Origin of the sequence: Bdellovibrio sp. NC01 (genome assembly GCF_006874625.1) — a bacterium.
Lineage (GTDB): Bacteria > Bdellovibrionota > Bdellovibrionia > Bdellovibrionales > Bdellovibrionaceae > Bdellovibrio.
Window position 1 is genome coordinate 537,678 of record NZ_CP030034.1, and the last position, 21,768, is coordinate 559,445.

Sequence of the window (21,768 nt, forward strand, 5' to 3'; positions counted from 1 at the left end):
ACTAGCGGGGGCGGTATCAAACATTAAGACAACGCTTTCTGCACGTCGTCTACGATATCTTTGGGCTCATCCTTAGGGGCATAACGTTTTAAAACTTTGCCATCCTTGCTAATTAAGAACTTAGTGAAGTTCCATTTAATCATCTCGATGCCAAAAATGCCCGGAGCAGACTCTTTAAGCCATTTGTACAATGGATCGGCGTCACTGCCGTTGACGTTGACTTTCGCCATGACGGGAAAGCTGACTCCGTAATTTAAACTACAGAATTGTTGGATCTCTTGATTGCTGCCTGGTTCTTGTGAACCGAACTGGTTGCAGGGAAAGCCCAAGATCATGAAGCCTTGGTCTTTGAATTTTTCGTACAACTCTTCCAAGCCTTTGTATTGTGGAGTAAAGCCGCACTTGCTTGCGACGTTAACAATCAGCACAGGTTTTCCCTGATATTTGTCTAAAGAGACTTCACTACCGTCAGCTGCTTTAACTTTAAATGATGAAAGGGTTTGGTCCATGCAAAGCTCCTGTTAAAAAAATGTATTATCACTGAGTTTTGTCAGGAAATTAACGAGATTCCTTTAATGACGATTAAAAAGCTGAAAGGCTTCTCATTGCAATACATTTTTGTGTTTAGACTCTCGCGTTCTAGACCGAAAAGTAGTTTGTATGGAGAAACTTGTACTACTCTTATTCTCTGTATTCATCGGTACGCTGTTTGGTGTGCATGCCCAAGCAGGGGGCCTTAATTACGAAGTTGCGCCGTCTCAAACACTCGATTCCAACTCTGAATATCAAACAACTCAAAATTCACGCTTTAATAATTTATCGACGACTTCATGTATGGCGAATCTTCAACGTCTTGTTGAAGCATGTCGCACGAAAAACGAAGCAGCCACGAATTCATGTGACGAGAAATCAGACTCTGGTGTGATGAATACCGTTCGTCAGGCGTCTTCATTGTTAGGCACTGCAACCGCGGCAAGTGTGCAAGCCGCATGTACAAATATGGCGAAATATTCTGCAGCAGCCAATGCCGCGTTAGCAGCGTATGATGCGAATTGTTCAAGTGACATCGGCAGTTGTACCTCGGCCTGCCAGCAAGCTGTCAATTATTGGGAGTCAAATAACTACTGCCGTGAAACGGGAGCGAATGGTCCGCCATCACCGTGGCCATCTGATTCAATCTATTTACAAGCTAAGGAAAAATTAAGTACGTGCCGAAGCTTGACGTCAAAAGCACAAGATGCGCAGAAGGCTGCGCAAAATTATATGTTAACAATGGCAAACGCTTCGAATTGCGCACAGGCAAGTTCGGGAACTTCAGATGCGCAAGTGCAAGCACTTTGTCAGGCGAATCCGAATCTTGAAGGTTGTACCGCAAGTGGGCCCGTCGATTGTACGAAGCCAGAGTTAGCGTCCAACAAAGTTTGTATCTGTTCAAAAAATCCTAATGATCCGCAATGTATGAATGTCAAAACCGCAAACTCTGGAACGACAGTATTAGGTTCCAACACTCCTCTTACGGGGAGTGGGGCTAATGATTTAGACTTGGGCGGTGGTGATTTGAATGGTCTGCCACTTCCAGAGCAAGGCACTCCTTCAAGTGGAGTGGGTGAGTCTGTTGATGGTAAGCAAGGAGCTTCCGCAAATTTATCCGGAGATGATTTAAAATCCTCCGGCGCGGGAGCAACGGCAAAAAGCGGTGAAGCTGCAGCGAAAGGAAAATCTCCGACAGAAGTTACCGCAGGATTTTATGGCGGAGGTTCCGGAGGCGGTTATGGAGGTGATGGCTCTGGATCTGAAGGTACTCCACGCGGGATGATGGAGCGTGCAGTAAGTGCGTTGAAAAAAGGCGGAACGGATTTACGTCAATTTCTTCCAGGTGGAAATATGGATCCACGCGCACGCGGCCTTGCGGGTGTGTCGGGACCTGATGGCATCACGGGACCGAACTCGAATATATGGCATAAGATTCAGAATCGTTATCAGGTTGTTACTCCAAGTTTGATTCCCTAGATGTTTTGGGCATTTTTTTAAGGGAGATGTCTCACTATGAGATGATTCAAAACAGTAATCTACAATCAAGTTAGTTTGATTACATTCCGATAAGTCCAGCTATGGGAATGAAATACGTTTTTGCCATAGCAGCCGCCGTTTTATTGTTCGGAAGTCACACGTTTGCCGAGACTCGTGCTGAATGTGCGAATAGTTGCAACTCAACGTTTGGAACGGGCGATTCTGTAGGTGGCAGAGACTGTCTTAGTAAGTGCGCTTCCATTCCCGAACAACAACCCGTTCAAGCCTCCGGCCCAAGTTGCATGGATCGCCTTCAGCAATTGGTGAATGCATGCCAAACTGCGAGTGATACAGCCAGAAATTCTTGCGACGAAAGTCAAAACACGGGCATGGCGCAGGCACAACAAGCTGCGGTGGTTCTTGGTCAGCAAGTTTCAACCAGCGTTCAAGCTGCATGTTCAAGCATGGGTAAAATTTCTCAAGCTGCAAATGCGGCAACCGCAGCCTACCAAATGAATTGTGCAAGCGATGTGAACTCATGTAATTCTACGTGTGATCAAGCGCTTCAATTCTACAATCAGCAAGGTGGTTGTATCGTCGGTCCTCCATTGCCAGGACAAAGAAGTATGGCGGGGGCGCCAACTGAAATTAATGATCTAAAAAAAGTGTGTAGCGATCTTAGAAAAAAAGCAGACACGGCTCAACAAGCGGTGAACAACTTTTTAACGACGACGTTGCAAGCACAAAACTGTGCGAATGATTCTTCAGGCACATCAGCTGCCGTGACACCAGAATTGTGTGCGGCAAATCCTAATCTTGCGGGTTGTACTGCGGCAGGAACAGTGGATTGTACAAAACCAGAATTGGCGAACACCAACAAAGTTTGTATTTGTGCGAAAAGTCCAAACGACCCTCAATGTATGAGCGGTCAAAGCGCTGGCAACTCGACAAGTCTTGCAAGCACTGGATCTATTTCAGGATCTCGTACCGCGAGCAATTCTGATTTAGGAACTGATGGTGACATGTTTGGTTTGCCACAAATTGATCAAGCACCAGTGAATAGAACTCCTGGCGATGCGATTGAAGGTAAACAAGGTGCGGGTGCACCGTTAGGCAGTGATGGCGGCGGTTCTGGCTCTGGCGGAGCAGGCGGTCGTGGTGGCGGCGGTGGTAAATCGACGGATCCAATTCAAGTCACTGCAGGTTTTTATTCTGGCGGTGGTGGCGGCGGCGGCTGGGGCGGTGGCTCTGGTGGAGCTGGCGAAAAAAATCCGCAAGGCATGGGCGGCTTAGCTGCAAAGGCCGGAGTTCCGGGTGGACCGAATTTGCGTCAATTCCTTCCGGGTGGAACCTTCGATCCACGCAGAGGAGTCGCAGGCGCTTCGGGTCCTGATGGAATCACGGGACCTAACTCAAATATTTGGATGAAGATTCAAAATCGTTATCAAGTGGTAGGCCCGAGCTTGATGCCATAAGCAAAAGCGTCTCAATTTGAGAGCAGCAATTAATTTTCAATTAAAGAGCGTTCATAGATGAGACCTCATCTTTAGAGCGTATTCCCACATTCCGATGAATATATCATGGGAAATTTCGGATTTTTTCTATGTATTCTCATGATGGTCATGAGTGGTCGTGCTTTTGCCGGCTACACGGCCGAGTCCTATGCTGGTATTCCCTCTTCGCAGCTTAATGAAGCTCAAGGCGAGCAACGTGAAATGTACTGTCTTGGAAGAAATCTCAATCAGGCAGACCTGCAAAGTTGTATGCAAACAGGAAATTTGCCTGCGACACCAGCCGGGCCAACATGCTCCCAACGACTGAATCAGCTTCTTTCGACCTGCACTTCAAAAACTCAAGAAGCCACAAACTCTTGTGATGAATCTAATAACTCAGGTATGGCTCAAGCGCAGCAAGCAGCAGTTGTTTTAGGGCGACAAGTTTCTGCAAGTGTTCAGGCCGCATGTTCAAGCATGGGTAAGATTTCACAAGCAGCAAACGCCGCGACAGCGGCGTACCAAATGAGTTGTTCGAATTCAGTAGGTAATTGCACCAGTGCCTGTCAGGATGTCGTTTCATACTATAACAGCACGAAGGGATGTGCTTCAGAAAATAACGGCGTCGCTATTATGTCTCTGGATTCTATTCAATCTGAAAAGAAATCTTGCACAGACTTGAAGGCGAAGGCTGATACTGCACAGCAAGCGATGAACAATTTTTTGCAAACCACTTTGCAAGCGCAGAATTGTGCGAATGAATCTTCGGGTACATCAGCAGCCGTGACACCAGAATTGTGTGCGGCAAATCCTAATCTTGCGGGATGTACGGCCGCAGGAACTGTCGATTGTACGAAGCCGGAATTAGCGAATACCAATAAGGTTTGTATCTGTTCAAAAAATCCAAACGATCCACAATGTATGAGCGGGCAAAGCGCAGGTAACTCTACTAGCCTTGCAAGCACAGGAGCAATTTCGGGTTCACGTACCGCGAGTAGTTCAGATTTAGGAACTGATGGTGACATGTTTGGATTGCCAACGATTGATCAAGCACCTGTGAACAGAACTCCAGGCGAAGCTGTTGAAGGTAAACAAGGTGCGGGCGCACCGTTAGGCAGTGATGGTGGAGGTTCAGGTTCTGGTGGTGCTGCGGGCAAAGGTGGCGCTAGCGGTAAAGCAACGGATCCTGTGCAAGTCACTGCAGGTTTCTATTCTGGTGGCGGTGGAGGTGGCGGCTGGGGTAGCGGTTCCGGTGGCGCTGGAGAAAAAAATCCGCAAGGCGTGGGTGGCTTAGCTGCAAAAGCAGGATTGCCAGGTGGACCAAATCTTCGCCAATTCCTTCCCGGAGGAAGTTTTGATCCACGCCGAGGTGTTGCAGGTGCTTCGGGACCTGATGGCATCACGGGACCAAATTCAAATATCTGGCAGAAGATTCAAAATCGTTACCAAGTCGTCGGCCCTAGCTTAATGCCGTAAAGAAAAACCAAAATCAGATGAGACAAAAACGCAAGTGGCCCTTGCGTTTTTTATTTGTGTCGCTAACAGTTCACTACACGAAATTTAAATCTTTATTCTGCATCCTCGATAAAATTTATTTAAAAAACATGGAGTGAATATGGATCAAGAGGCTGTATGCGCAGCCCGATAGTTTTTGCGTATGAGAAAGTTCGCAATCACTCTTAATTTCTTAGTGTCTCTTACGATGCAGAACGTTTGCGCAGGCTATGTGGCCGATGCGTATGCTGGAACGGACAGCTCAAAATTGACGGAAGCGCAGATGAATCAGCGCACGGAATTTTGCTTAAATCAAAATAGCGATTCAACTCTTCCTGCTTATAACACTTGTTTGCAAACGGGTGTTTATAATAACACGTCGTCAACGGCAGCGAGCTCGGCCAGTGGTGTGACGTGCATGCAGCGTCTGACAGAGCTTGCGAAAGCTTGCACGACTGCGACAACAGACGCCACGTCTTCTTGCGATGATTCACAAAATTCCGGATTAGCACAAGCACAACAAGTGGCAGTGACATTAGGCCAACAAGTTTCTTCCAGTGTCACGGCAGCATGTTCGACATTAGGCAAAGTTATGCAAGGTGCGAATGCAGCGACGGCGGCTTATCAGTTGAGTTGTCAGAATTCAGTTAGCACTTGCAGTTCGGCCTGTCAGACCGCGATTCAATATTATAACGACAACAAAGGTTGTTCTGCACAAAACGGTGGGATCGAAGCGGGCAATCTTTCCTCCATTCAAACGGATAAAAAATCTTGTACGGCATTGAGTGCAAAAGCTTCAACGGCACAACAAGCATTAACAAACTTTTTGCAAACGACGATGCAAGCCCAAAACTGCTCGACGGCAACCGATGGTACATCAGTTGCCGATTTATGTACGACAAATCCCAGCTTGGCAGGTTGTTCAACGACGGTGGTCGACTGTACAAGTGCGGCGATGGCGACGAATCAGGTTTGTATCTGTCAGAAGAATCCAAACGACGCCAGTTGCGTTGCAGGTTTATCAGCGACAACAGTGACATCTTCTGACGGGACAACGCTTGCTTCGCGTACCGCCAGCTCTGCCGACTCACTGGATGGTGATCTTTATGGTCTGCCTGAAGTGCAGCAAGCAGCGGTCACATCATCAGGTTCCGGCGATGTTGTCGATGGCAAGCAAGGGGCAAGTGCAAACATCTCAAGTGATGGGGTTAGCAGTTCAGGTGCTGCGGCAAATGCGAAGGCAGCAGGTAATGGCAAAACCGCAAACGAAGTTCCACAAGTAACAGGTGGTTTTTATTCGGGCGGTGGGGGCGGCTCAAGTTCAAGTGGTGGAAGCGGTTCCGACAATAGCAATCAAGAGCCAGGCCTAATTGAAAAGCTTGCGCAAAAAGCAGCAGGTGCGGTTCCTGATCTTCGTCAATTTTTGCCGGGGGGAACCATGGATCCACAACGTGGTGTCGCTGGAGTTTCCGGTCCCGATGGAATCACAGGACCGAATACAGATATTTGGAAGAAAATCCAAAATCGTTACAGAGTCGTTCAGCCGTCTTTGATGCCGTGATTAGATCAAGGCGTGAAGAGCTTCAATTGTTTTATTTCTTTCTTTTGCATCAACAAGAACAGTGGCGCTCATCGCACTCATAATAAGTTTGCGAGCTTGTACTTGGGCTTGATCGATTTTTTCTAAAACTTTTTGTGGAATTTCGGGCGATGTAGAACCCGTGCACGTCAAAGTCACAGTTGAAAAATCAGAAGCGTGCAATTCAAAATCTTTTGAATTTTGCAATTCGCGTTTTACTGCACCCATAATTTCCTGTGGGCCAGTCAACAGGATTTCTGTTTTATCTTGGTGAATTTCACAGTGTAGAAGTTGTGGGAATGCGATTTGTTTTGCTTCAAACAAATCTTGCAACTGTTTCAACGCTTTCGCAGAATTTTTTTCGACAGATTTAATTTCAAGAACTGTTTCGTGAGAATTCAAAGATAAAGCTTTGCACGATTCAAACATATTCAATCCTTTTTTAACTAGCGTTCCATCAGAAGTTTTATTCGAAGCTGGGCCGATGTACAAAGTGACATCACGAAGTTTTGCCAATTCAACAGAGCGATAATGCAGAACTTTCGCGCCCCAGAAAGTCATCTCCATCAATTGATCATAATTCAATTCTTGTAGGGGGCGAGCTGACTTCACAACATTTGGATCGGCCGTGAATACTGCCGGTACGTCTTTAAGAATTTCACAGCGTTCCGCTTTGAAAGCAGCAGCCATCGCAACCGCCGAAGTATCGGAACCACCGCGACCAAGTGTCGTGATTTCTTTTGTCACAGGTGAAACACCTTGAAAGCCTGCCAAGATCACAACTTTGTTGTCTTGAAGCGCTTCTTCAACGCGGAAGCCTTTAACGTCTTTGATGAAAGCATTGACGTGCGAGTCGTCAGTGAAAATCCCAGCTTGGCTGCCGGTGAAGCTGATCGCGCGGCAACCAAGATCGTTCAAGGCCATGCTTACAAGCGACATACTAATGCGTTCGCCGACAGTAAGAAGCATATCCATTTCACGACGTTGTGGGTGAGAAGAAACTTGGCTTGCAAGATCGATAAGCGAGTTCGTTGTCTTACCCATGGCACTGACAACAACAATCAAAGAATTTTCCTGAGATTGATTAGCGATGCGGGCTGAAACGGCTTTGATCTTTTGCGGATCAGCGAGAGTAGCACCACCATATTTTTGAACTATCAGAGGCTTCATTCAACCGCGACCTTTTGGTTTTTCGAATACACATAATTCGAAACAATACTTCCAGCGCCTTTAGGCACTCGGATGTAGTGCTTCTCTACCTGGCGAGGAATGTATCCCAAAAATAGCTCTGCGTTCAAATCTTTTAGTGATTTTCTAGTGACACCAATTCGGTCTGCTAAAGTGTCTAACTCAGTTCCTCCGGGAACGAGGACAACCTCATACTCAAGCGGGTCCATCTTTTCAAGATCACGGAAGCCATAAAGGTTCGGTGCTTTTGAAATTAACATCGCCGCGAGGATTTTAGGCACATATTCTTGCGTTTCTGCTGGCAAAGCTGAAAGCTTAATGAGCGACCAGTAATCTTTTGTACCATATTTTTTAATCTGGCGACGAAGACCATTTTCACCCATGTTGTAACTTGCAGCGACAAGATACCATGAACCAAATTCGCTATAGAGATCTTTCAAATATTTAATCGCGGCATGAGTCGATTTTTTCAGGTCGCGTCGTTCATCCAACCACCAAGTTTTTTCCAAACCATAGCGTGCGCCCGTTGGTTCGATAAATTGCCAAGGCCCCACGGCATCAGCGTGGCTTGTTGCGGTTGAAGAAAAACCACTTTCAATCATAACCATGTAAGCAAGATCTAATGGCAGACCTGAATTTTTCAATTCATTCTGAATGAACGGCATGAATTTGTACGAGCGTTGCAACCAATTGCGGAACCACTTGTTACCATTACCTTGATAGTATGCGACCCACTTGCTGACTTTTTTATTGTACGTCACAGGTAAATCGAAAATTAGATTGTCTGATTGAACGTGCGTTGAGCGCGCGGTCAGAGCTTTCAATTTTTCTTTCAGTGATTGCGTATCTTGATTGAGTGCAGATGCCGGAACAGATGTTGCCGCCTTCGTTTCAGCGAATGCTTGCGAAGCAAGAGTGAGTGATAAAATAGCGGCTGCCAACGTTCTCATTAGGTTATTATGAAGTCGATTCTTTGACACTGTCGACAAGGATCTGACAATTCATCGACACCATCGACGAAGGTCCTTCACACGGTCAAATCGCAAAAAACTTGAGTCCATAAAAAAATTCCTAGTAAAAGGTCCTGAAGGAAACTTCTTTCCTAGACCAATGTCGGTCCTGTCAAAACGTGGCATATCCCTTGCTGCTTAGCAATTCGAGGGAGAATCAATGAGTATAAAAGGTGTCTATACAGCACTTAGTGGAGCGATGGCGCAAAGTACGAAGCTTGATACGATTGCCAATAATTTGGCGAACGTGAATACTCCCGCGTTTAAACGCGACCAACAGCTATTTCAAGAATATCTAACTGCAAACGAGAAGCCACCTGAAGTGATTCAAGTTCCTAAAGACGTGGCTTCGATCGAAAGTTTCTACAACATGCAAGGTGGCGATAAATCTTATGTCGACACAAAAGGAACTTTCACAGATTTCTCTCAAGGTGGTTTGCGCCCGACAGGTAACACATTAGATGTTGCGATTGATGGCAAAGGTTTCTTTGAAGTGGCAACACCAGGTGGCGTGCGTTTAACAAGAGCCGGTAATTTTACATTAGATGGCAACGGGCAACTTGTTACTAAAGAAGGTTTCCCTGTGTTAAAAGCCGGTGATGCGGGCGCTGATCCTGCTTCCCGTGTGATTCGTTTTGATTCCTCTGCTCCAATCCAAATTTCTGATTCCGGCGATGTGATCCAAGGTATTAATAATCTTGGAAAACTTTCGATGGTGAATGTCGCAAATCCAGATGCTTTGCAAAAACAAGGAAGTTCTTTGTACGGCTTTAAACCGAACATGAACGCCGAAGTGTCTAACGTTAACAATCCAAGTGTGAAACAAGGTTTCTTGGAAACATCTAACGTTAATATCGTTCAAGAAATGACAGACATGATTTCTACGAATCGTATTTTTGAAAGTACTCAAAAAGCGATCAGTGCCTATGACCAAATGGCAGAAAAAATGGTCAATGTGGTTGGTAAAACAACTCCGTAAACCAGGATGGTTTGCGTTTAACTAGAAATAAAAATTAAAGAGCACCACCGGAAGGATTCCTAGATGCTTAAAAGTTTGAATACAGCAGCAACGGGCATGGCGGCCCAACAGACAAACATGGATGTGATCGCCAATAATATCGCCAACGTTTCGACGTCTGGCTTTAAAAAATCCCGCGCTGAGTTCGAAGATCTAATGTACCAAACTCAAAAAGAGCCCGGTGCTGCAACAGGTATGAATTCTTATTCACCAAACGGTGTGCAAACAGGTTTGGGTGTAAGAACGGCTGCGATTCAAAAAGACTTCACGGGTGGTGCGGCTCAGATCACAAAGAACCCACTAGATCTTGAAATCGAAGGTGCAGGTTTCTTCCAAGTTCTGACTCCAGACGGTGAGACGGCTTACACTCGTGACGGTTCGTTCAAAAAAGATCCCAACGGTAAAATCGTTGATAAAAACGGAAATGCTCTTCAACCAGAAATTACAATTCCACCGAATGTAGCGGGTATTGAAGTTTCTCCGAATGGCGAAGTGCGCACGATCGTGGGTTTGGGTGATCAACCGCAAACAGTCGGTCAAATTGACGTTGTGAATTTCGTAAATCCAGCAGGTCTTAAAGCGATGGGTAAAAACTTGTTCATGCAATCTCCTTCAAGTGGTCAGGCGATTCAATCTCGTCCTGGTTTGAACGGAACCGGTTATTTGGCGCAAGGTCAGTTGGAAGCAAGTAACGTAAATATCGTTGATGAGATGGTGAATATGATCACGGCTCAACGTGCTTACGAGACGAATTCAAAAGTGATTCAAGCATCGGATCAAATGCTTCAATCCATCAATAACTTGAAATAGGTATTATGAAGATTTTAATTGCGGCTTTAACGCTCTTTAGTATTCAAGCATTCGCAAGACCTGAGATCACCATTCCATCAACTGTGGAAGTGTCTCAGCGTCCGGCATTGCGTTTGAGCGATATTGCTATTGTTAAAGGTGGAACGGAAGAGCTGCTTTCGCAAATTCAAAACTTGGTTTTGCGCGATGATGCTCGTGAGTTGTTGTTGTCGCAACATTTCGAATCGCAGGAGATCTTAAATAAGATCCGCGAAGAAATGAAAAACAACGAGACTCTTAAAAACATCAATCCTGCTTTCAAGATTCCGCAAACAGTCAAAGTGAGTTTTGCTGCAACTCCGATTTCTAAACAGGAAGTTGAAAGAAAAATCATGAACGTGCTAACAGCGCGTTGTGCTGATTGTGAATACAGACTCACAATTCAATCGGTTCCAGTTCCAGCAACGCGTCAATGGGAGCTCGATTTTACGCAGCTTTCAGCTAAAGGTGGTTTCCTTTTGCCTGTGCAAGAGGCTGATAACCGCCAAATAAAATGGATTTCTGGAACAATTCACGTTTCGAAATTAACCCCTGTGACGACTCGAATGATCTCACAAGGAGAGCGCCTCACACCGGAAGCCCTTCGCATGTCTATGATGGACATTACTTTCGCGAAGGACGCGAGTCTTCGTATCGAAGACGTGCAAGGAATGATGGCAGCTCGCACACTTCCCGTTGGAAGCCCAGTATGGTCTTCCGATCTCAAACGTGAACCGGCAACTAAGAAGGGGCAGATCGTAAAAGCATTGATCGGAGACGACTCGTTCGAAATCTCTGTCAATGTGGAGGCTCAGGATAATGGTTTTGTCGGTGACCTAGTTAAAGTTAAAAACTTGGAAACCCAAAAAATGTTATCAGCCCTAGTTACTGAAAAAGGCGTGGTGAAGTTGCAATGAGTAAATTGATTTCTTTATTTTTCATTTTAACGGCAGTGATGTCCACAGGTTGCGCGTCTGTGAACGACTATCTTGAATCACTGAATAAGAAAAATAATCCGCCATTGGAAAAAATCGCGACGTCGCCTCGTTATTCAGACGGTGCGAACATGGCTGTGCCGACAGATCGTCAGTACAAACGCATGACTAAAAATCGCATGGAAGAGGAATCTGATTTAGGTTCAAACGCGGGTTCAACATGGGTGATGGAAGGCCAAGGGGCTTATCTGTTCGCTCAAAACAAAATGCGCCGCGAAGGCGATTTGTTGAATGTTAAATTGGATGCTCCAGCAATGAAGCAAGTTGAAACAAAAGTTTCTGTGATCAAAAAACTTTTGAAACAATTGGAAGAACAAAACAATCCGCAACCACAACAAAGTGGCGAGTTGAGTTCTCCATTGGCAGCGAATGGCGATGCTGGTCGTGCGCCAGCAGCGGCTGCTCCGGCGGCAGCAAAACCTGAAGAGAAAAAAGAAGACGACAAAGATGCATTGGCCGATATCCAAGCCATCCCATCTCGTATCGTTGAAAAATTAGCCGATGGAAATTATCGCGTGAAAGGTCAACAACCTTTCATGATTGGCAAACGTGAATACAAAGTTATTTTAACCGGTATGATTCGTCCGGAAGACTTCAATGATGAGGGTGTGACTTCACAAAAACTTCTTGATCCTCAATATGACGTCGTAAGTATCAGAAGGAATAAGAGCAATGAATAAAGTTTTAAGCATCATCGGTTTAGCAGCTTTAATCTTGCTTGTTTCTTTTGAACAAGCGAATGCCGCACGCCTTAAAGACATCGCAAGCATTCGTGGTGTGCGTGAAAATCAATTAATCGGTTACGGTATCGTTGTTGGTCTTAAAGGTACTGGTGACGGTAAAAATGAATTCATGAGCAAGTCTGTTGTGCGCATGTTCGACAAACTTGGAATGAAATTGGATTCGCCAGAATTCGCAAGTAAAAACGTGGCAGCTGTTATCGTGACGGCGACAATGCCAGCGTTTGGTAAAGCAGGAAATCCTATCGATATCACTGTTAGTGCAATTGGTGACGCTGCTTCCTTGAAGGGCGGTACACTTTTGCAAACACCACTTCGTGCAGCGAACGAACAAGTGTTTGCAGTTGCTCAAGGTAGCTTAGTGATTGGTGGCGATGGCAAAGAAGAACACTTAACTGCAGGCCGAATTCCAAATGGTGCAATCATTGAACGTGATATGTCAGCGGATTTTGCTGCTCGTAAAATGTATCGTTTGAATTTGATCAATCCTGATTTCACAACTGCGGCGCGCTCGGTATTGACGATCAATAAAGAGTTGGGTGGTCACTACGCTTCTGCAAAAGATGCGGGAACAATCGATATCATCACACCATTTGCCTATGAAAATCGTGGTGTGGAGTTGCTTGCAACAATCGAGTCTATCGAGATCAATCCTGATCAAAAAGCTCGTGTTGTGATCAATGAAAAAACAGGAACGATTGTCATTGGTGATAAAGTCAAAATTTCGAAAGTTGCAATCTCACACGGTTCACTGTCTGTGAAAGTGGGAGAAGGTAAAAAAGCCAGCGATGATAAAGTCGCTGTGTTGGATACAGGTGTCAGTGTCGGTGATCTTGTCCAGGCGTTGAACAAACTTGGAGTCTCGCCTAAAGACTTGATTACTATACTTCAGTCCATCAAGGCAGCTGGAGCTTTGCACGGGGAACTGGAAGTATTGTGAAATTTTTGTTTCATAATGACACGGAGTTTAATAAAATTAGTAAGTATGTTTCAGACACATGGACGTGTTTGAAACGCGGGGAGGGTGAGGAAGAGATCGCGAACCATGGAAGGTCAAGAGTCAAAAGTTTCTCGCAGGAAACAGAAGCACAAGGTCAGCAAGATCACGGAGTGATCAAATTGAGCCGAAGCTACACTCTAAAGAATCAATTGCAGGATGCATATGATTCTCCGACTCAACTCCCCTTTTTTTCTTCCTCTTGTATTTCAAGCGACGACGCCACCGAAGTAAAACTTAGCAGAGGGAACTCTGCTCTTCGGACAGTCCTCGCTCATTTTTGGTTTTCGGTTTTTTCTTTGTTGGCATCCTCGGCGGTGCTGCTGTCTTCAAAAAAATTTTTTGCTAACTTGCGGAACTCGATCAGAGTTCCCTCTGCTAAGTTTTCCTTCGGGGGCTCATTGCTAAAAGCAATAGAAAAAAATGGGTTTTGCGGACTGCGTGTGGTGGTTGCTGCCGCAGTGGTTTCGTTTTCGCATTTTGCTTTTGCGGAGTTTATTTCTGTTGAGGCGGATCGTGCTGGGATTGATTCTGCTTCGCAGGCTCCCAAGGAATCTCAAAAGTCTGCGAATCAAAATTTGAATTCTCAAAGTGCATCGGCTCAAGTGCAGAACTCGAATGGTAACTCGCAAGTGGCTGCTGTAAATTCGGATGGGACTCCTGCTGCGCAGGTTGATCGTTCGAAATTTATGAAGATGCCTTCGCGCTTTATGACGAAGCCGCAGCAGAAGGATGCTGATACGAAGTTGCATGAAGTTTCTGAGATGTATGAGAAGCATTTTCTTCGTGAGATGATGAAGGCGATGCGTTCGACTGTGCATGAGAGTGGATTTATTCAAGTGAATCAAGCTGAAAAGATTTTTCGTGAGCAGCTTGATGATCATTACGTTGATAAGTGGAGTGAGAAGGGCGGCATTGGTCTTTCGAAAATGATCTACGAACAACTTGTTGAAAAATTTGGTGTGCAGATGGGGATCAAAAAATCTGTTGCGAAGCCTGCGGGTCCTCTGCCGTTGGATGAGCGTAGTAATTATTCGGCTCATCAGTTTCGTCATCCTGGCAAGAAACAGGCTTTGTCTTATCGCATAGACAAATTGGGTCTTCCACAGGGTACTCCACAAGAGAAGCCTGAGGTGAAATCCCCATGGGACGGGGTTTTGCTGGGATCGAAGACTTTGGCTGATTCGCAAACAATGGTGGAAATTGAGCACGACAATGGTCTTAAAAGCCAAATGGTTTTTAAAGGGGCTTTGTCTAAGATTTCGACAGGGGAAAAGATCCAAGCTGGCGAGACCCTTGGGGTTTTAAGTCCTGAGTCGAAATCGCTCTATTGGACAGTGGAGTCGGACCAAGAACCTGGACCACAAAGTGTCTCAGAATGATTTGGTGATAAATGTCCCATTGTGATACTATGAAAAGAATAGAAAGAGTGTCTTTAGACATTCGATTACAGGAGGCCCGCGATGAAAATCACGCATAATAAAATTGGTCAAAATCTGAACCTTACAGATTCTGGCAAAGCAGATAAAGCAGGCGGCATTGCGAACAAAGCAACTGAAGCTGCAGGTAATGCTAAAGCGGATGCGTTGGTAAATTCATCGCTTGGTGAATCAACGAAAGTTGAATTGTCTCCGAAAGCGCAAGAAGCAAAACGCATTAAAGAACTTGCGATGGCAGCACCTGATGTTGATGAAGCGAAGGTTGCAAAATTCCGTGAGCTTATCGACAAGGGTCAATACAAAGTTGACGCAAAATCTATAGCCGACAAAATGGTCGACGAGCATTTAGAATTCTAATCAGCGGCAGCGACGAAGCTGCCTCTGAATAGCGCCGAGGACTGGAGTCCACATACGTAGCGCGTGATCAGTAAACATACTTCACAAGGATGATGAAGAATGGACACAACGGTTGAAAGAGCTTATCAAAAGCTTGAAGCAAATCTCGAAGAACTCACAAAAATCTATCGCACTCTTTTAGAAACAGTTCGCAAAGAAAAAGAAATCCTTATTCGCGCTGATCGCGAAGCATTGGAAGAAAACAATGCTGTGAAGGAAGAACTTCTTTTTAAACTTCGCGCACAAGATTCTTTGCGTTCACGTTACGCGATGGATCTTGCGACTGTGGTTGGTGGTGACGTTGAAAATCCTCGCTTGTTGGAACTTGCGCAGAAAATGGCAGGTCACCCAGGTGCAGATCGTTTGCGCACACAACACGCCGCTTTGGACATGTTGATCAAACGTATCACTGAGATCAACAAGGACAATGAAGAGTACACTAAAACAGCTCTTAAAACTTTGAATGGTGCTTTGGACAACATCAAAGAAACATTGAGCGGTAAAAAAACTTACGAACGCAAAGGTCAGTACAAACAAGGACCACAAGTTTCGGGCAACTTCGTTAGTAAGGAAGCATAACCACCGAAACAACAAACCAGAGCGAGCTAGGACGGTTCGCTAGGAGACAGAATGTCGAAGATCTCGGCAATGATGGACACAGGTAAAAGATCTCTGATGAACTCTCAGACATCTTTGCAAACTGTCGGTCACAACATCGCCAATAAATCCACAGAAGGCTACTCTCGTCAAAGAGTGGAGCTTCTTTCCAATGTTCCAATTGGTGAAGGTGGGTTGCAGATCGGTATGGGCGCTCGTGCTGGTGTCGTTACACGCGTTAATAATCCGTGGTTAGAAAAACAAATCCAAAAAGAAGGCATGAGCATGGGTTACGAGGATTCTCGTGCCGATGCGATGGGTCGCGTAGAGCAAATCTACAATGAGCAAAATAATAAAGGTTTGAATCAATACGTAACGGATTTCTTCAATGGCTTCCGTGAACTTTCAAACAACCCAGAAAGTTTGGCGTCTCGTACAATGGTGCGTGAGTCAGCAGTGGGCATGGTGAAAGACTTCGGCCGCGTGACAACGCAGTTGAAAGGCGTGCAAGAAGACTTAGACCAACAAATCAAAACAACAACGGGCGAGATCAATCAGATCACAAAAGAAATTGCCTCTTTGAATGAAAAAATTCAAACGGTTGAGGTTCAAAAAGTTCCAGCGAACGATGAACGTGACCGCCGTGATCTCTTGCTTAAAAAGTTGGGTGAAAAAATCGACATCACTTGGGCGGAAGGTAAAGACGGCCTTGTGACAGTCACAGCGGGTAGAACTGCGATCCTTGTATCGGGTACAAGCTCGTCAGATTTGAAAGCAGAACAAACAGATACAAACGACCGTGTGGAAGTTTTCTTCCAAGGTACGGGAACTCCAGCGAACATCACCAATCAAATTACGGGTGGTCGTATCGGTGGTGCTTTAGATGTGCGTGATCACGTGATTGAAGATCTTTTGGGTCACGTTGATAAACTTGCTTTCACTTTGGCGAAAGAAGTGAATGCGGCCCATATCGAAGGTTATGACAAGAACGGTAAAAACGGTGTGTTGTTCTTCGATATGCCGATGCAAGAAAAAGGCGCCGCTTCTGAAATCGCAGTAAATAAAACGATCTTCAACGACGTGTCGCGAATTGCTGCGGCCTCAAGACCGGATGCTCCGGGTGACAATACGGTTGCGAACGTGATCTCTGCTTTGCAATACAAGCAAGTGATGGACGGTGGCACTTCGACGATGGACGACTACTACAATACGCAAGTCGGTCAAGTCGGTGCGATGTCGCAAAGAGCTCAAAAAGCTCAAGAGTCACAAAAGAACGTGATGAACCAATTAGGCAACATCCGTGAAAGTATCAGCGGTGTTTCTTTGGATGAAGAGACAACGAAAATGATCGAGTTCCAAAAAACTTACGATGCCTCTGCACGTTTGATCAAAACAGCAGATGAGATGTTCGATACAGTACTTAACTTGAAACGTCTGTAATAGGAAAGTAAGAGCGCAATGAGAATCGCAGATAAAATGGCCTTCAATCAAGTGAATCAGAATCTGGGCAAGAACCGCTCGGATATGTCTGATTTGCAAAATCAGGCTGCGACTCAAAAACGTATTAACAAACCTTCTGATGATCCTTTGTCATCGGCACGTGTGTTGGCGGCTCGTACGGAAGAACACTCGAATTCGCAGTTCATTAAAAATATCAATAATGCGAAATCATTCTTGGAATTCTCTGACCAATCATTGGGAGAGTTGTCTGATATCCTAGTTCGTGCAAAAGAACTTGCAGTCAGCCAATCGAATGATGCCAGCGGTAACGCTGAAACTCGTAACGTCACGGCTTCAGAAGTCGAACAGATCTACAATCAATCGATCCAAATCGGTAACCGTAAGCTGGGTGAGCGTTACGTCTTTGGTGGTTTTAAAACGCAAACAGCACCGTTTAATCACGATGGTGATTACATGGGCGATGATGGCGACATCAAAGTGCAAACGCAAAAGGATGCCTTTGTTGCGATGAATATCGCAGGGAACAAGGTATTCTTGGGTCGTGGCTTGAACGGTGACGGGGTGGTACGCCCTCGTTATGAGACCCCAACAAATGTTCAGGATTTAAAAGACTTCCAATCCGAGGAAATCCAACGCCAGCAGCAAAACCAAGAAATCGAGCAAAATTATTTGCCGACTCGCGGCCCGGCTTCAGTGTCGCGTCAAACGACCACGGGCAAGTCAGACCCAGTAACGGGCTCTGCCGGCATTAACATCTTCGAGACTTTGAAGGGCCTTGAGATCTCTCTTCGTTCGAACGACAAAGACGGGATTCAAGATGCATTGGACACTCTCGATCAAGCGATTTCCCAAGTAGTTCTCGCGCGTTCCGAGGTTGGGTCCAGAATTATGGCAGTTAATAACACTATGGATTCCTTGCAAAAGGCCGTAGTGGATAACAAAACGACGGCTTCGCAGCTTGAAGATGCGGATGCTTTCCAAGTGATTTCAGATATCAACAAGACCGATAGCACGCTCAAAGCGACTCTTGAAACTTCAGGTAAGCTTATTCAACCAAGCCTTCTTGACTTTCTAAGATAAAAATAATACCTACAGTTCCGCCAAATTTTACCGATAACGACTGCAGCAAAAGGAGTTGTCATGCTGGTTCTCACACGGAAGTTGGGTGAAAGCATCGCTATCGATGACCACATCAAAATTAGAGTAGTTCAAATCAAGGGTAAGCAGGTCCGTCTCGGCATCGAAGCTCCTAAAGATACTAAGATTCACCGCGAAGAAGTATACGTTGCTATTCAAGAGCAAAACGTGCAGTCCGCTGACGTTTCTGCAGATAAAACACGTAGCGTGGCAAAGCTTTTAAAGCCTTAGTCCTCGTTCTACCTTCAAAGTGCGAAAAAAAGGGGCCAATTGGTCCCTTTTCCGCTTCTGGAGGGCCGTTCGGCGAATTTTCCTCTGAAGCGCCCAGTCAAATTCCTTAGATTTTAATTGAGTCTCCCTAGATTTAGGTCCAGATTTATATATGGATTCACCTATCTTGCGTCCTTGCGTGTCTAAACTATTAGGGTGAATCCTTGCTTCCAGAGGGGGAACGAAATGATCATTTCGACTTCGAGATTCGGCCAAGTTGAGCTGAAACAAGAAGATGTACTGACTTTCCCAGAAGGCCTATTGGGCTTTGCTGATTTGAGAAAGTTTGCGCTTCTTGATGATCCGAATGACGAGATCTTCGCGTGGCTGCAAAGCTGTGAAGCTCCGCAAATTGCTTTCCCTGTGTTGGAGCCTGAGCTTTTCGCTCCTCAATACAAGGCAAGTCTAACGAAGGGCGATCTTGAAGCTTTGAAACTTCCAAGCCAAGATAAAGCTCGTTATTTCTCAATCGTGACAATTCCAGATGATCCAACACAAATGACTGCGAACTTGAAAGCTCCAGTGGTTGTGAATGTGACTGAAAGAATCGCTCGTCAGTGTGTTCTTCAAGATAACAACTTGGCGATCCGTGAACCTATCTTCACAAAACTTCAACAGCGTGTGGTGCAAAACCCAGCGGTTGCAATCAAAAACCAATCAACTGGTATTGATGTCGCAACGAAGTTAACTGTTGTGAAAGACGCTGAATTATAATCTGCGTTCTTAGAATGTTAATTAACGAAAAGCCACTCTGAGTAAGAGTGGCTTTTTTGTTTTTCGTCCCACGTCGAGGCCCAGTTGTAACTATAAAAGAATTGCGAAAAGTTCCGAGCTTGATACGCTTTAAGCAAAGCTACAGCCGAGGATTTTGTGCGTATTAGAAATTTGTTTTTAACATTTCTTTTGTTTCCTTTGACGGTGCAATTCGCAGCTCTGCCAGTCTTAGCAGCCCCCAATTTTCCAGCACCGGTTTTTTATGAAGTGAGCTCGCTTGAATCTGCTTTGCATTTAGTAACAGCAGCCACAGGCAACGATCGCTTCGAACGTGAAAGCCGTGAACTTTTTAAAACTTACAAAATGGATTTGTCTCGCCCATTCATGGGCATGGAATTCGACGGCAACAAAATCCGTTTCGAAGGTTTAGCTGATCCTGTGATCGTGGGCGCTTCGCCGTACGAGTTCACGTACAAAGGCATCACTTACGTTTACAATCCAAAAAAATCAGTGAAAGCCAATTTCGAAGAAATGAAAAAGTCATGGGGGCAATTCAAAGAATTGAACTTCCCCATCGCGCACTATAATCCGTTCATGAATTCAGCAGAGGCTGACGTCGGACCGCTGTATGCAATGCTGTTTACATTCGTCGGTGTGACGGCCGCGTTGGTTATCACTGGTGTCGCCGTTGCCGCGTACTTCGGCTACAAGTGGTATAAGAATTCGAATGAGCCTTTAAAGATGGAATGCTCTGCGAATCGTATCGTGCAGTCTAAAGGCAAAGATCGTCTGGTGATCGAAATTCAACCTGACGGCAAACAGAAGTTTTACAGCGAAATCAGTGGTAAAAAAGAACTGCAAGGGGAGCTTGAAAAGATCACTTTGCGCGGGAAAGAAAGTTTCGCCATTACGAACGGTAACGCTTTAGTGAATGACCTTAGAACAGCCGATGCGGTTGAGTTAAATAAAAAGCTCGCAGCTATGAAAAGCATGTGCGCGAATCCGGAAGAACTTGAAAAATTCAATTCATCATCTCGTCGAATCCAGGAAGGTATGAATTCCGGAAAAATCGCGACAGTAAAAGCTGTTCGTGGATCGCCATCACAAATCAAAGACTCCGACGCCGTTAACGGAGTCAATTAATCGAATGAATTAAGTCGTTTCCAATTGCGGAAGCGACTTTTCAGTTTTAGCACCCAAGCGTTTCAAATCTTCGACTTGATCCATTAGGTTGCCACGACCATCAGAAACCTTCTTAATCACGTCTTCATGGGCTTTTTGTGCGGCTGTCAGCTTCTCGCCCAGGTTTTGAAGATCGCGTAGTAGGCCGGCGAATTTTTCGTATAGAAGACCGCCGCGTTTTGCGATCTCAAGCGCATTCTTTTCTTGGCGATCTTGTTTCCACAAGGCTGCAACTGTGCGCAAAGTCGCAAGCAAAGTCGTTGGACTTACAATCGCGACGTTCTTTTCCCAAGCATATTGGAACAAATCTGGTTTTAATTTAAACGCCAAAGCGAATGCTGGTTCCAAAGGCATAAACAACACCACGAAATCAGGCGATAACAACTTGTCGGCCGCGTGATATTTCTTTTCTGACAAACCATCGATGTGCTTTTTCAAAGATTCGATGTGCAGTTTGCCGAAACGTTCTTGGTCTTCGTGAGTTTCCGCTGATGAATACTGCTCGTACGCCAACAATGTCATTTTCGAGTCGACGATGATGTGTTTGTTGTCGGGAAGGCTTACGATCACGTCAGGACGTAGAATCTGTCCATCGTCACCGCGCAAATCCATGTCTGTACCTTGCACGATATATTCTTCACCTTTGCGCAGGCCGGAACGCTCAAGAATGTTTTCAAGGATCAGCTCGCCCCAATTACCTTGGGTTTTTACTTCGCCCTTTAAAGCTTTCGTCAAATTTTGTGCATCGGCTGACATCACTTTGTTCAGTTCCATCAGTTTTGTCAGCTCACCGCGAAGAACGCCGCGTTCAGATCGTTCTGTCGAGTACGTTTCTTCAACTTTTTTCTCGAAATCTTTGATGCGTTCTTTCAGTGGTTCAAGGACGGCGGCGATGTTTTTGTGGTTTTGCTCGGTAAAGCGAGTCGATTTTTCTTCGAAGATTTTTTGCGCAACGACTTCAAATTGCATGTTCATGCGCTTCGCAAGTTCTTCCTGCTGCTGACGGGCTTCATGCATTAAATTTTTTTGTTCGGCCATACTTTGCGAAAGAAGATCATTTTTCATTTCCAAAGCTTGTACTTCCGCCTGCATTTCGGCTTTTTCTGAGGCAGAAATAGCTTTAGATCGGAAATAGACGATCAATCCCGAGATCAACGCACCTGCGAAAAATGCTACAAAATTAAGGATGTTCATAGAGGCCCCCGTGCCCACTTTTTGCC

At 45.3% G+C, this 21,768-nt stretch carries 22 protein-coding genes; 17 read left to right on the forward strand and 5 right to left on the reverse strand.

What is annotated here, in order from left to right; genetic code table 11:
* Positions 1-23 precede the first annotated feature (23 nt).
* Entirely contained in the window at positions 24-509 is a 486-nt protein-coding gene (locus DOE51_RS02635) for a glutathione peroxidase (protein WP_142695042.1), read from the reverse strand.
* Positions 510-660: 151 nt separating this feature from the next.
* Between DOE51_RS02635 and DOE51_RS02640 the strand changes: the two genes are divergently transcribed.
* From DOE51_RS02640 to DOE51_RS02655, 4 genes are all read left to right on the forward strand, one after another.
* A complete protein-coding gene (locus DOE51_RS02640) occupies positions 661-2,010 on the forward strand; it encodes a hypothetical protein (protein ID WP_142695043.1) in 1,350 nt (449 codons plus the stop codon).
* 107 nt (positions 2,011-2,117) lie between these two features.
* On the forward strand, positions 2,118-3,485 hold the full coding sequence (locus tag DOE51_RS19115) for a hypothetical protein (protein WP_168196350.1): 1,368 nt from the start codon (positions 2,118-2,120) through the stop codon (positions 3,483-3,485).
* 147 nt (positions 3,486-3,632) lie between these two features.
* Positions 3,633-4,979, forward strand: coding sequence for a hypothetical protein (locus tag DOE51_RS19120; protein WP_168196377.1), 1,347 nt, complete (start codon positions 3,633-3,635; stop codon positions 4,977-4,979).
* Between the two features lie 181 nt (positions 4,980-5,160).
* Complete coding sequence (locus tag DOE51_RS02655) at positions 5,161-6,558, forward strand: hypothetical protein (RefSeq protein WP_142695046.1); 1,398 nt, start codon at positions 5,161-5,163, stop codon at positions 6,556-6,558.
* On the opposite strand, the gene DOE51_RS02660 is transcribed toward DOE51_RS02655, so the two are convergent.
* Both DOE51_RS02660 and DOE51_RS02665 read right to left on the reverse strand, forming a co-directional pair.
* A complete protein-coding gene (locus DOE51_RS02660) occupies positions 6,559-7,746 on the reverse strand; it encodes an aspartate kinase (RefSeq protein WP_142695047.1) in 1,188 nt (395 codons plus the stop codon).
* Positions 7,743-8,714, reverse strand: a complete 972-nt coding sequence (locus tag DOE51_RS02665; protein WP_142695048.1) for a lytic transglycosylase domain-containing protein — start codon at positions 8,712-8,714, stop codon at positions 7,743-7,745. The genes DOE51_RS02660 and DOE51_RS02665 overlap by 4 nt, the downstream gene beginning before the upstream one ends.
* Positions 8,715-8,934: 220 nt before the next feature.
* On the opposite strand from DOE51_RS02665, the gene flgF reads away from it, so the two are divergent.
* The 5 genes from flgF (at position 8,935) to DOE51_RS02690 (ending at position 13,295) form a co-directional block, all read left to right on the forward strand.
* Complete coding sequence (flgF, locus tag DOE51_RS02670; protein WP_142695049.1) at positions 8,935-9,753, forward strand: flagellar basal-body rod protein FlgF; 819 nt, start codon at positions 8,935-8,937, stop codon at positions 9,751-9,753.
* Between the two features lie 63 nt (positions 9,754-9,816).
* Positions 9,817-10,602, forward strand: a complete 786-nt coding sequence (gene flgG, locus DOE51_RS02675; protein WP_142695050.1) for a flagellar basal-body rod protein FlgG — start codon at positions 9,817-9,819, stop codon at positions 10,600-10,602.
* A 5-nt stretch (positions 10,603-10,607) separates the two neighbouring features.
* On the forward strand, positions 10,608-11,537 hold the full coding sequence (flgA, locus tag DOE51_RS02680) for a flagellar basal body P-ring formation chaperone FlgA (RefSeq protein WP_142695051.1): 930 nt from the start codon (positions 10,608-10,610) through the stop codon (positions 11,535-11,537).
* A complete protein-coding gene (locus DOE51_RS02685; protein WP_142695052.1) occupies positions 11,534-12,295 on the forward strand; it encodes a flagellar basal body L-ring protein FlgH in 762 nt (253 codons plus the stop codon). The genes flgA and DOE51_RS02685 overlap by 4 nt, the downstream gene beginning before the upstream one ends.
* Positions 12,288-13,295 carry a flagellar basal body P-ring protein FlgI gene (locus DOE51_RS02690; protein ID WP_142695053.1) on the forward strand — a complete coding sequence of 336 codons (1,008 nt, stop codon included), beginning with the start codon at positions 12,288-12,290 and terminating at the stop codon, positions 13,293-13,295. Before DOE51_RS02685 ends, DOE51_RS02690 begins: the two co-directional genes overlap by 8 nt.
* Positions 13,296-13,626: 331 nt before the next feature.
* On the opposite strand, the gene DOE51_RS02695 is transcribed toward DOE51_RS02690, so the two are convergent.
* Positions 13,627-13,902: a hypothetical protein gene (locus DOE51_RS02695; protein WP_142695054.1), complete on the reverse strand. Its 276-nt coding sequence runs from the start codon at positions 13,900-13,902 to the stop codon at positions 13,627-13,629.
* A gap of 28 nt (positions 13,903-13,930) precedes the next feature.
* On the opposite strand from DOE51_RS02695, the gene DOE51_RS02700 reads away from it, so the two are divergent.
* The 8 genes from DOE51_RS02700 to DOE51_RS02735 all read left to right on the forward strand — a co-directional run bounded on the left by DOE51_RS02700 (position 13,931) and on the right by DOE51_RS02735 (position 20,509).
* A complete protein-coding gene (locus tag DOE51_RS02700; RefSeq protein WP_246845289.1) occupies positions 13,931-14,734 on the forward strand; it encodes a rod-binding protein in 804 nt (267 codons plus the stop codon).
* Positions 14,735-14,815: 81 nt separating this feature from the next.
* The gene (gene flgM / locus DOE51_RS02705) at positions 14,816-15,148 is read left to right on the forward strand and encodes a flagellar biosynthesis anti-sigma factor FlgM (RefSeq protein ID WP_142695055.1); all 333 of its coding nucleotides are present in this window, start codon (positions 14,816-14,818) and stop codon (positions 15,146-15,148) included.
* Positions 15,149-15,247: 99 nt separating this feature from the next.
* Positions 15,248-15,766 (forward strand): flagellar protein FlgN, encoded by a 519-nt coding sequence (locus tag DOE51_RS02710; protein WP_142695056.1) that lies wholly within the window; start codon positions 15,248-15,250, stop codon positions 15,764-15,766.
* A 51-nt stretch (positions 15,767-15,817) separates the two neighbouring features.
* Positions 15,818-17,224: a flagellar hook-associated protein FlgK gene (gene flgK, locus DOE51_RS02715; RefSeq protein WP_142695057.1), complete on the forward strand. Its 1,407-nt coding sequence runs from the start codon at positions 15,818-15,820 to the stop codon at positions 17,222-17,224.
* A gap of 18 nt (positions 17,225-17,242) precedes the next feature.
* Positions 17,243-18,325, forward strand: a complete 1,083-nt coding sequence (gene flgL / locus DOE51_RS02720) for a flagellar hook-associated protein FlgL (protein WP_142695058.1) — start codon at positions 17,243-17,245, stop codon at positions 18,323-18,325.
* A gap of 60 nt (positions 18,326-18,385) precedes the next feature.
* Positions 18,386-18,613 carry a carbon storage regulator CsrA gene (csrA, locus tag DOE51_RS02725; RefSeq protein ID WP_142695059.1) on the forward strand — a complete coding sequence of 76 codons (228 nt, stop codon included), beginning with the start codon at positions 18,386-18,388 and terminating at the stop codon, positions 18,611-18,613.
* Positions 18,614-18,838: 225 nt separating this feature from the next.
* Positions 18,839-19,366: a flagellar assembly protein FliW gene (fliW, locus tag DOE51_RS02730; protein ID WP_142695060.1), complete on the forward strand. Its 528-nt coding sequence runs from the start codon at positions 18,839-18,841 to the stop codon at positions 19,364-19,366.
* Positions 19,367-19,522: 156 nt separating this feature from the next.
* A complete protein-coding gene (locus DOE51_RS02735) occupies positions 19,523-20,509 on the forward strand; it encodes a hypothetical protein (protein ID WP_142695061.1) in 987 nt (328 codons plus the stop codon).
* 9 nt (positions 20,510-20,518) lie between these two features.
* Here the strand turns inward: DOE51_RS02735 and DOE51_RS02740 are convergent, their stop codons facing one another.
* Entirely contained in the window at positions 20,519-21,742 is a 1,224-nt protein-coding gene (locus tag DOE51_RS02740) for a DNA recombination protein RmuC (protein ID WP_142695062.1), read from the reverse strand.
* Positions 21,743-21,768: the final 26 nt, after the last annotated feature.

Excerpts from the sequence above, each read along its gene's own strand:
- DOE51_RS02635 (WP_142695042.1), bottom strand. The coding sequence starts at position 509 with ATGGACCAAACCCTTTCATCATTTAAAGTTAAAGCAGCTGACGGTAGT.
- flgF (WP_142695049.1), top strand. The coding sequence starts at position 8,935 with ATGAGTATAAAAGGTGTCTATACAGCACTTAGTGGAGCGATGGCGCAA.
- DOE51_RS02660 (WP_142695047.1), bottom strand. The coding sequence starts at position 7,746 with ATGAAGCCTCTGATAGTTCAAAAATATGGTGGTGCTACTCTCGCTGAT.
- DOE51_RS19120 (WP_168196377.1), top strand. The coding sequence starts at position 3,633 with ATGAGTGGTCGTGCTTTTGCCGGCTACACGGCCGAGTCCTATGCTGGT.
- DOE51_RS02665 (WP_142695048.1), bottom strand. The coding sequence starts at position 8,714 with ATGAGAACGTTGGCAGCCGCTATTTTATCACTCACTCTTGCTTCGCAA.
- flgG (WP_142695050.1), top strand. The coding sequence starts at position 9,817 with ATGCTTAAAAGTTTGAATACAGCAGCAACGGGCATGGCGGCCCAACAG.
- DOE51_RS02655 (WP_142695046.1), top strand. The coding sequence starts at position 5,161 with ATGAGAAAGTTCGCAATCACTCTTAATTTCTTAGTGTCTCTTACGATG.
- DOE51_RS02685 (WP_142695052.1), top strand. The coding sequence starts at position 11,534 with ATGAGTAAATTGATTTCTTTATTTTTCATTTTAACGGCAGTGATGTCC.
- flgL (WP_142695058.1), top strand. The coding sequence starts at position 17,243 with ATGAGAATCGCAGATAAAATGGCCTTCAATCAAGTGAATCAGAATCTG.
- DOE51_RS02690 (WP_142695053.1), top strand. The coding sequence starts at position 12,288 with ATGAATAAAGTTTTAAGCATCATCGGTTTAGCAGCTTTAATCTTGCTT.
- DOE51_RS02640 (WP_142695043.1), top strand. The coding sequence starts at position 661 with ATGGAGAAACTTGTACTACTCTTATTCTCTGTATTCATCGGTACGCTG.
- flgA (WP_142695051.1), top strand. The coding sequence starts at position 10,608 with ATGAAGATTTTAATTGCGGCTTTAACGCTCTTTAGTATTCAAGCATTC.
- fliW (WP_142695060.1), top strand. The coding sequence starts at position 18,839 with ATGATCATTTCGACTTCGAGATTCGGCCAAGTTGAGCTGAAACAAGAA.
- csrA (WP_142695059.1), top strand. The coding sequence starts at position 18,386 with ATGCTGGTTCTCACACGGAAGTTGGGTGAAAGCATCGCTATCGATGAC.
- DOE51_RS02710 (WP_142695056.1), top strand. The coding sequence starts at position 15,248 with ATGGACACAACGGTTGAAAGAGCTTATCAAAAGCTTGAAGCAAATCTC.
- DOE51_RS02740 (WP_142695062.1), bottom strand. The coding sequence starts at position 21,742 with ATGAACATCCTTAATTTTGTAGCATTTTTCGCAGGTGCGTTGATCTCG.
- DOE51_RS19115 (WP_168196350.1), top strand. The coding sequence starts at position 2,118 with ATGAAATACGTTTTTGCCATAGCAGCCGCCGTTTTATTGTTCGGAAGT.
- flgM (WP_142695055.1), top strand. The coding sequence starts at position 14,816 with ATGAAAATCACGCATAATAAAATTGGTCAAAATCTGAACCTTACAGAT.
- flgK (WP_142695057.1), top strand. The coding sequence starts at position 15,818 with ATGTCGAAGATCTCGGCAATGATGGACACAGGTAAAAGATCTCTGATG.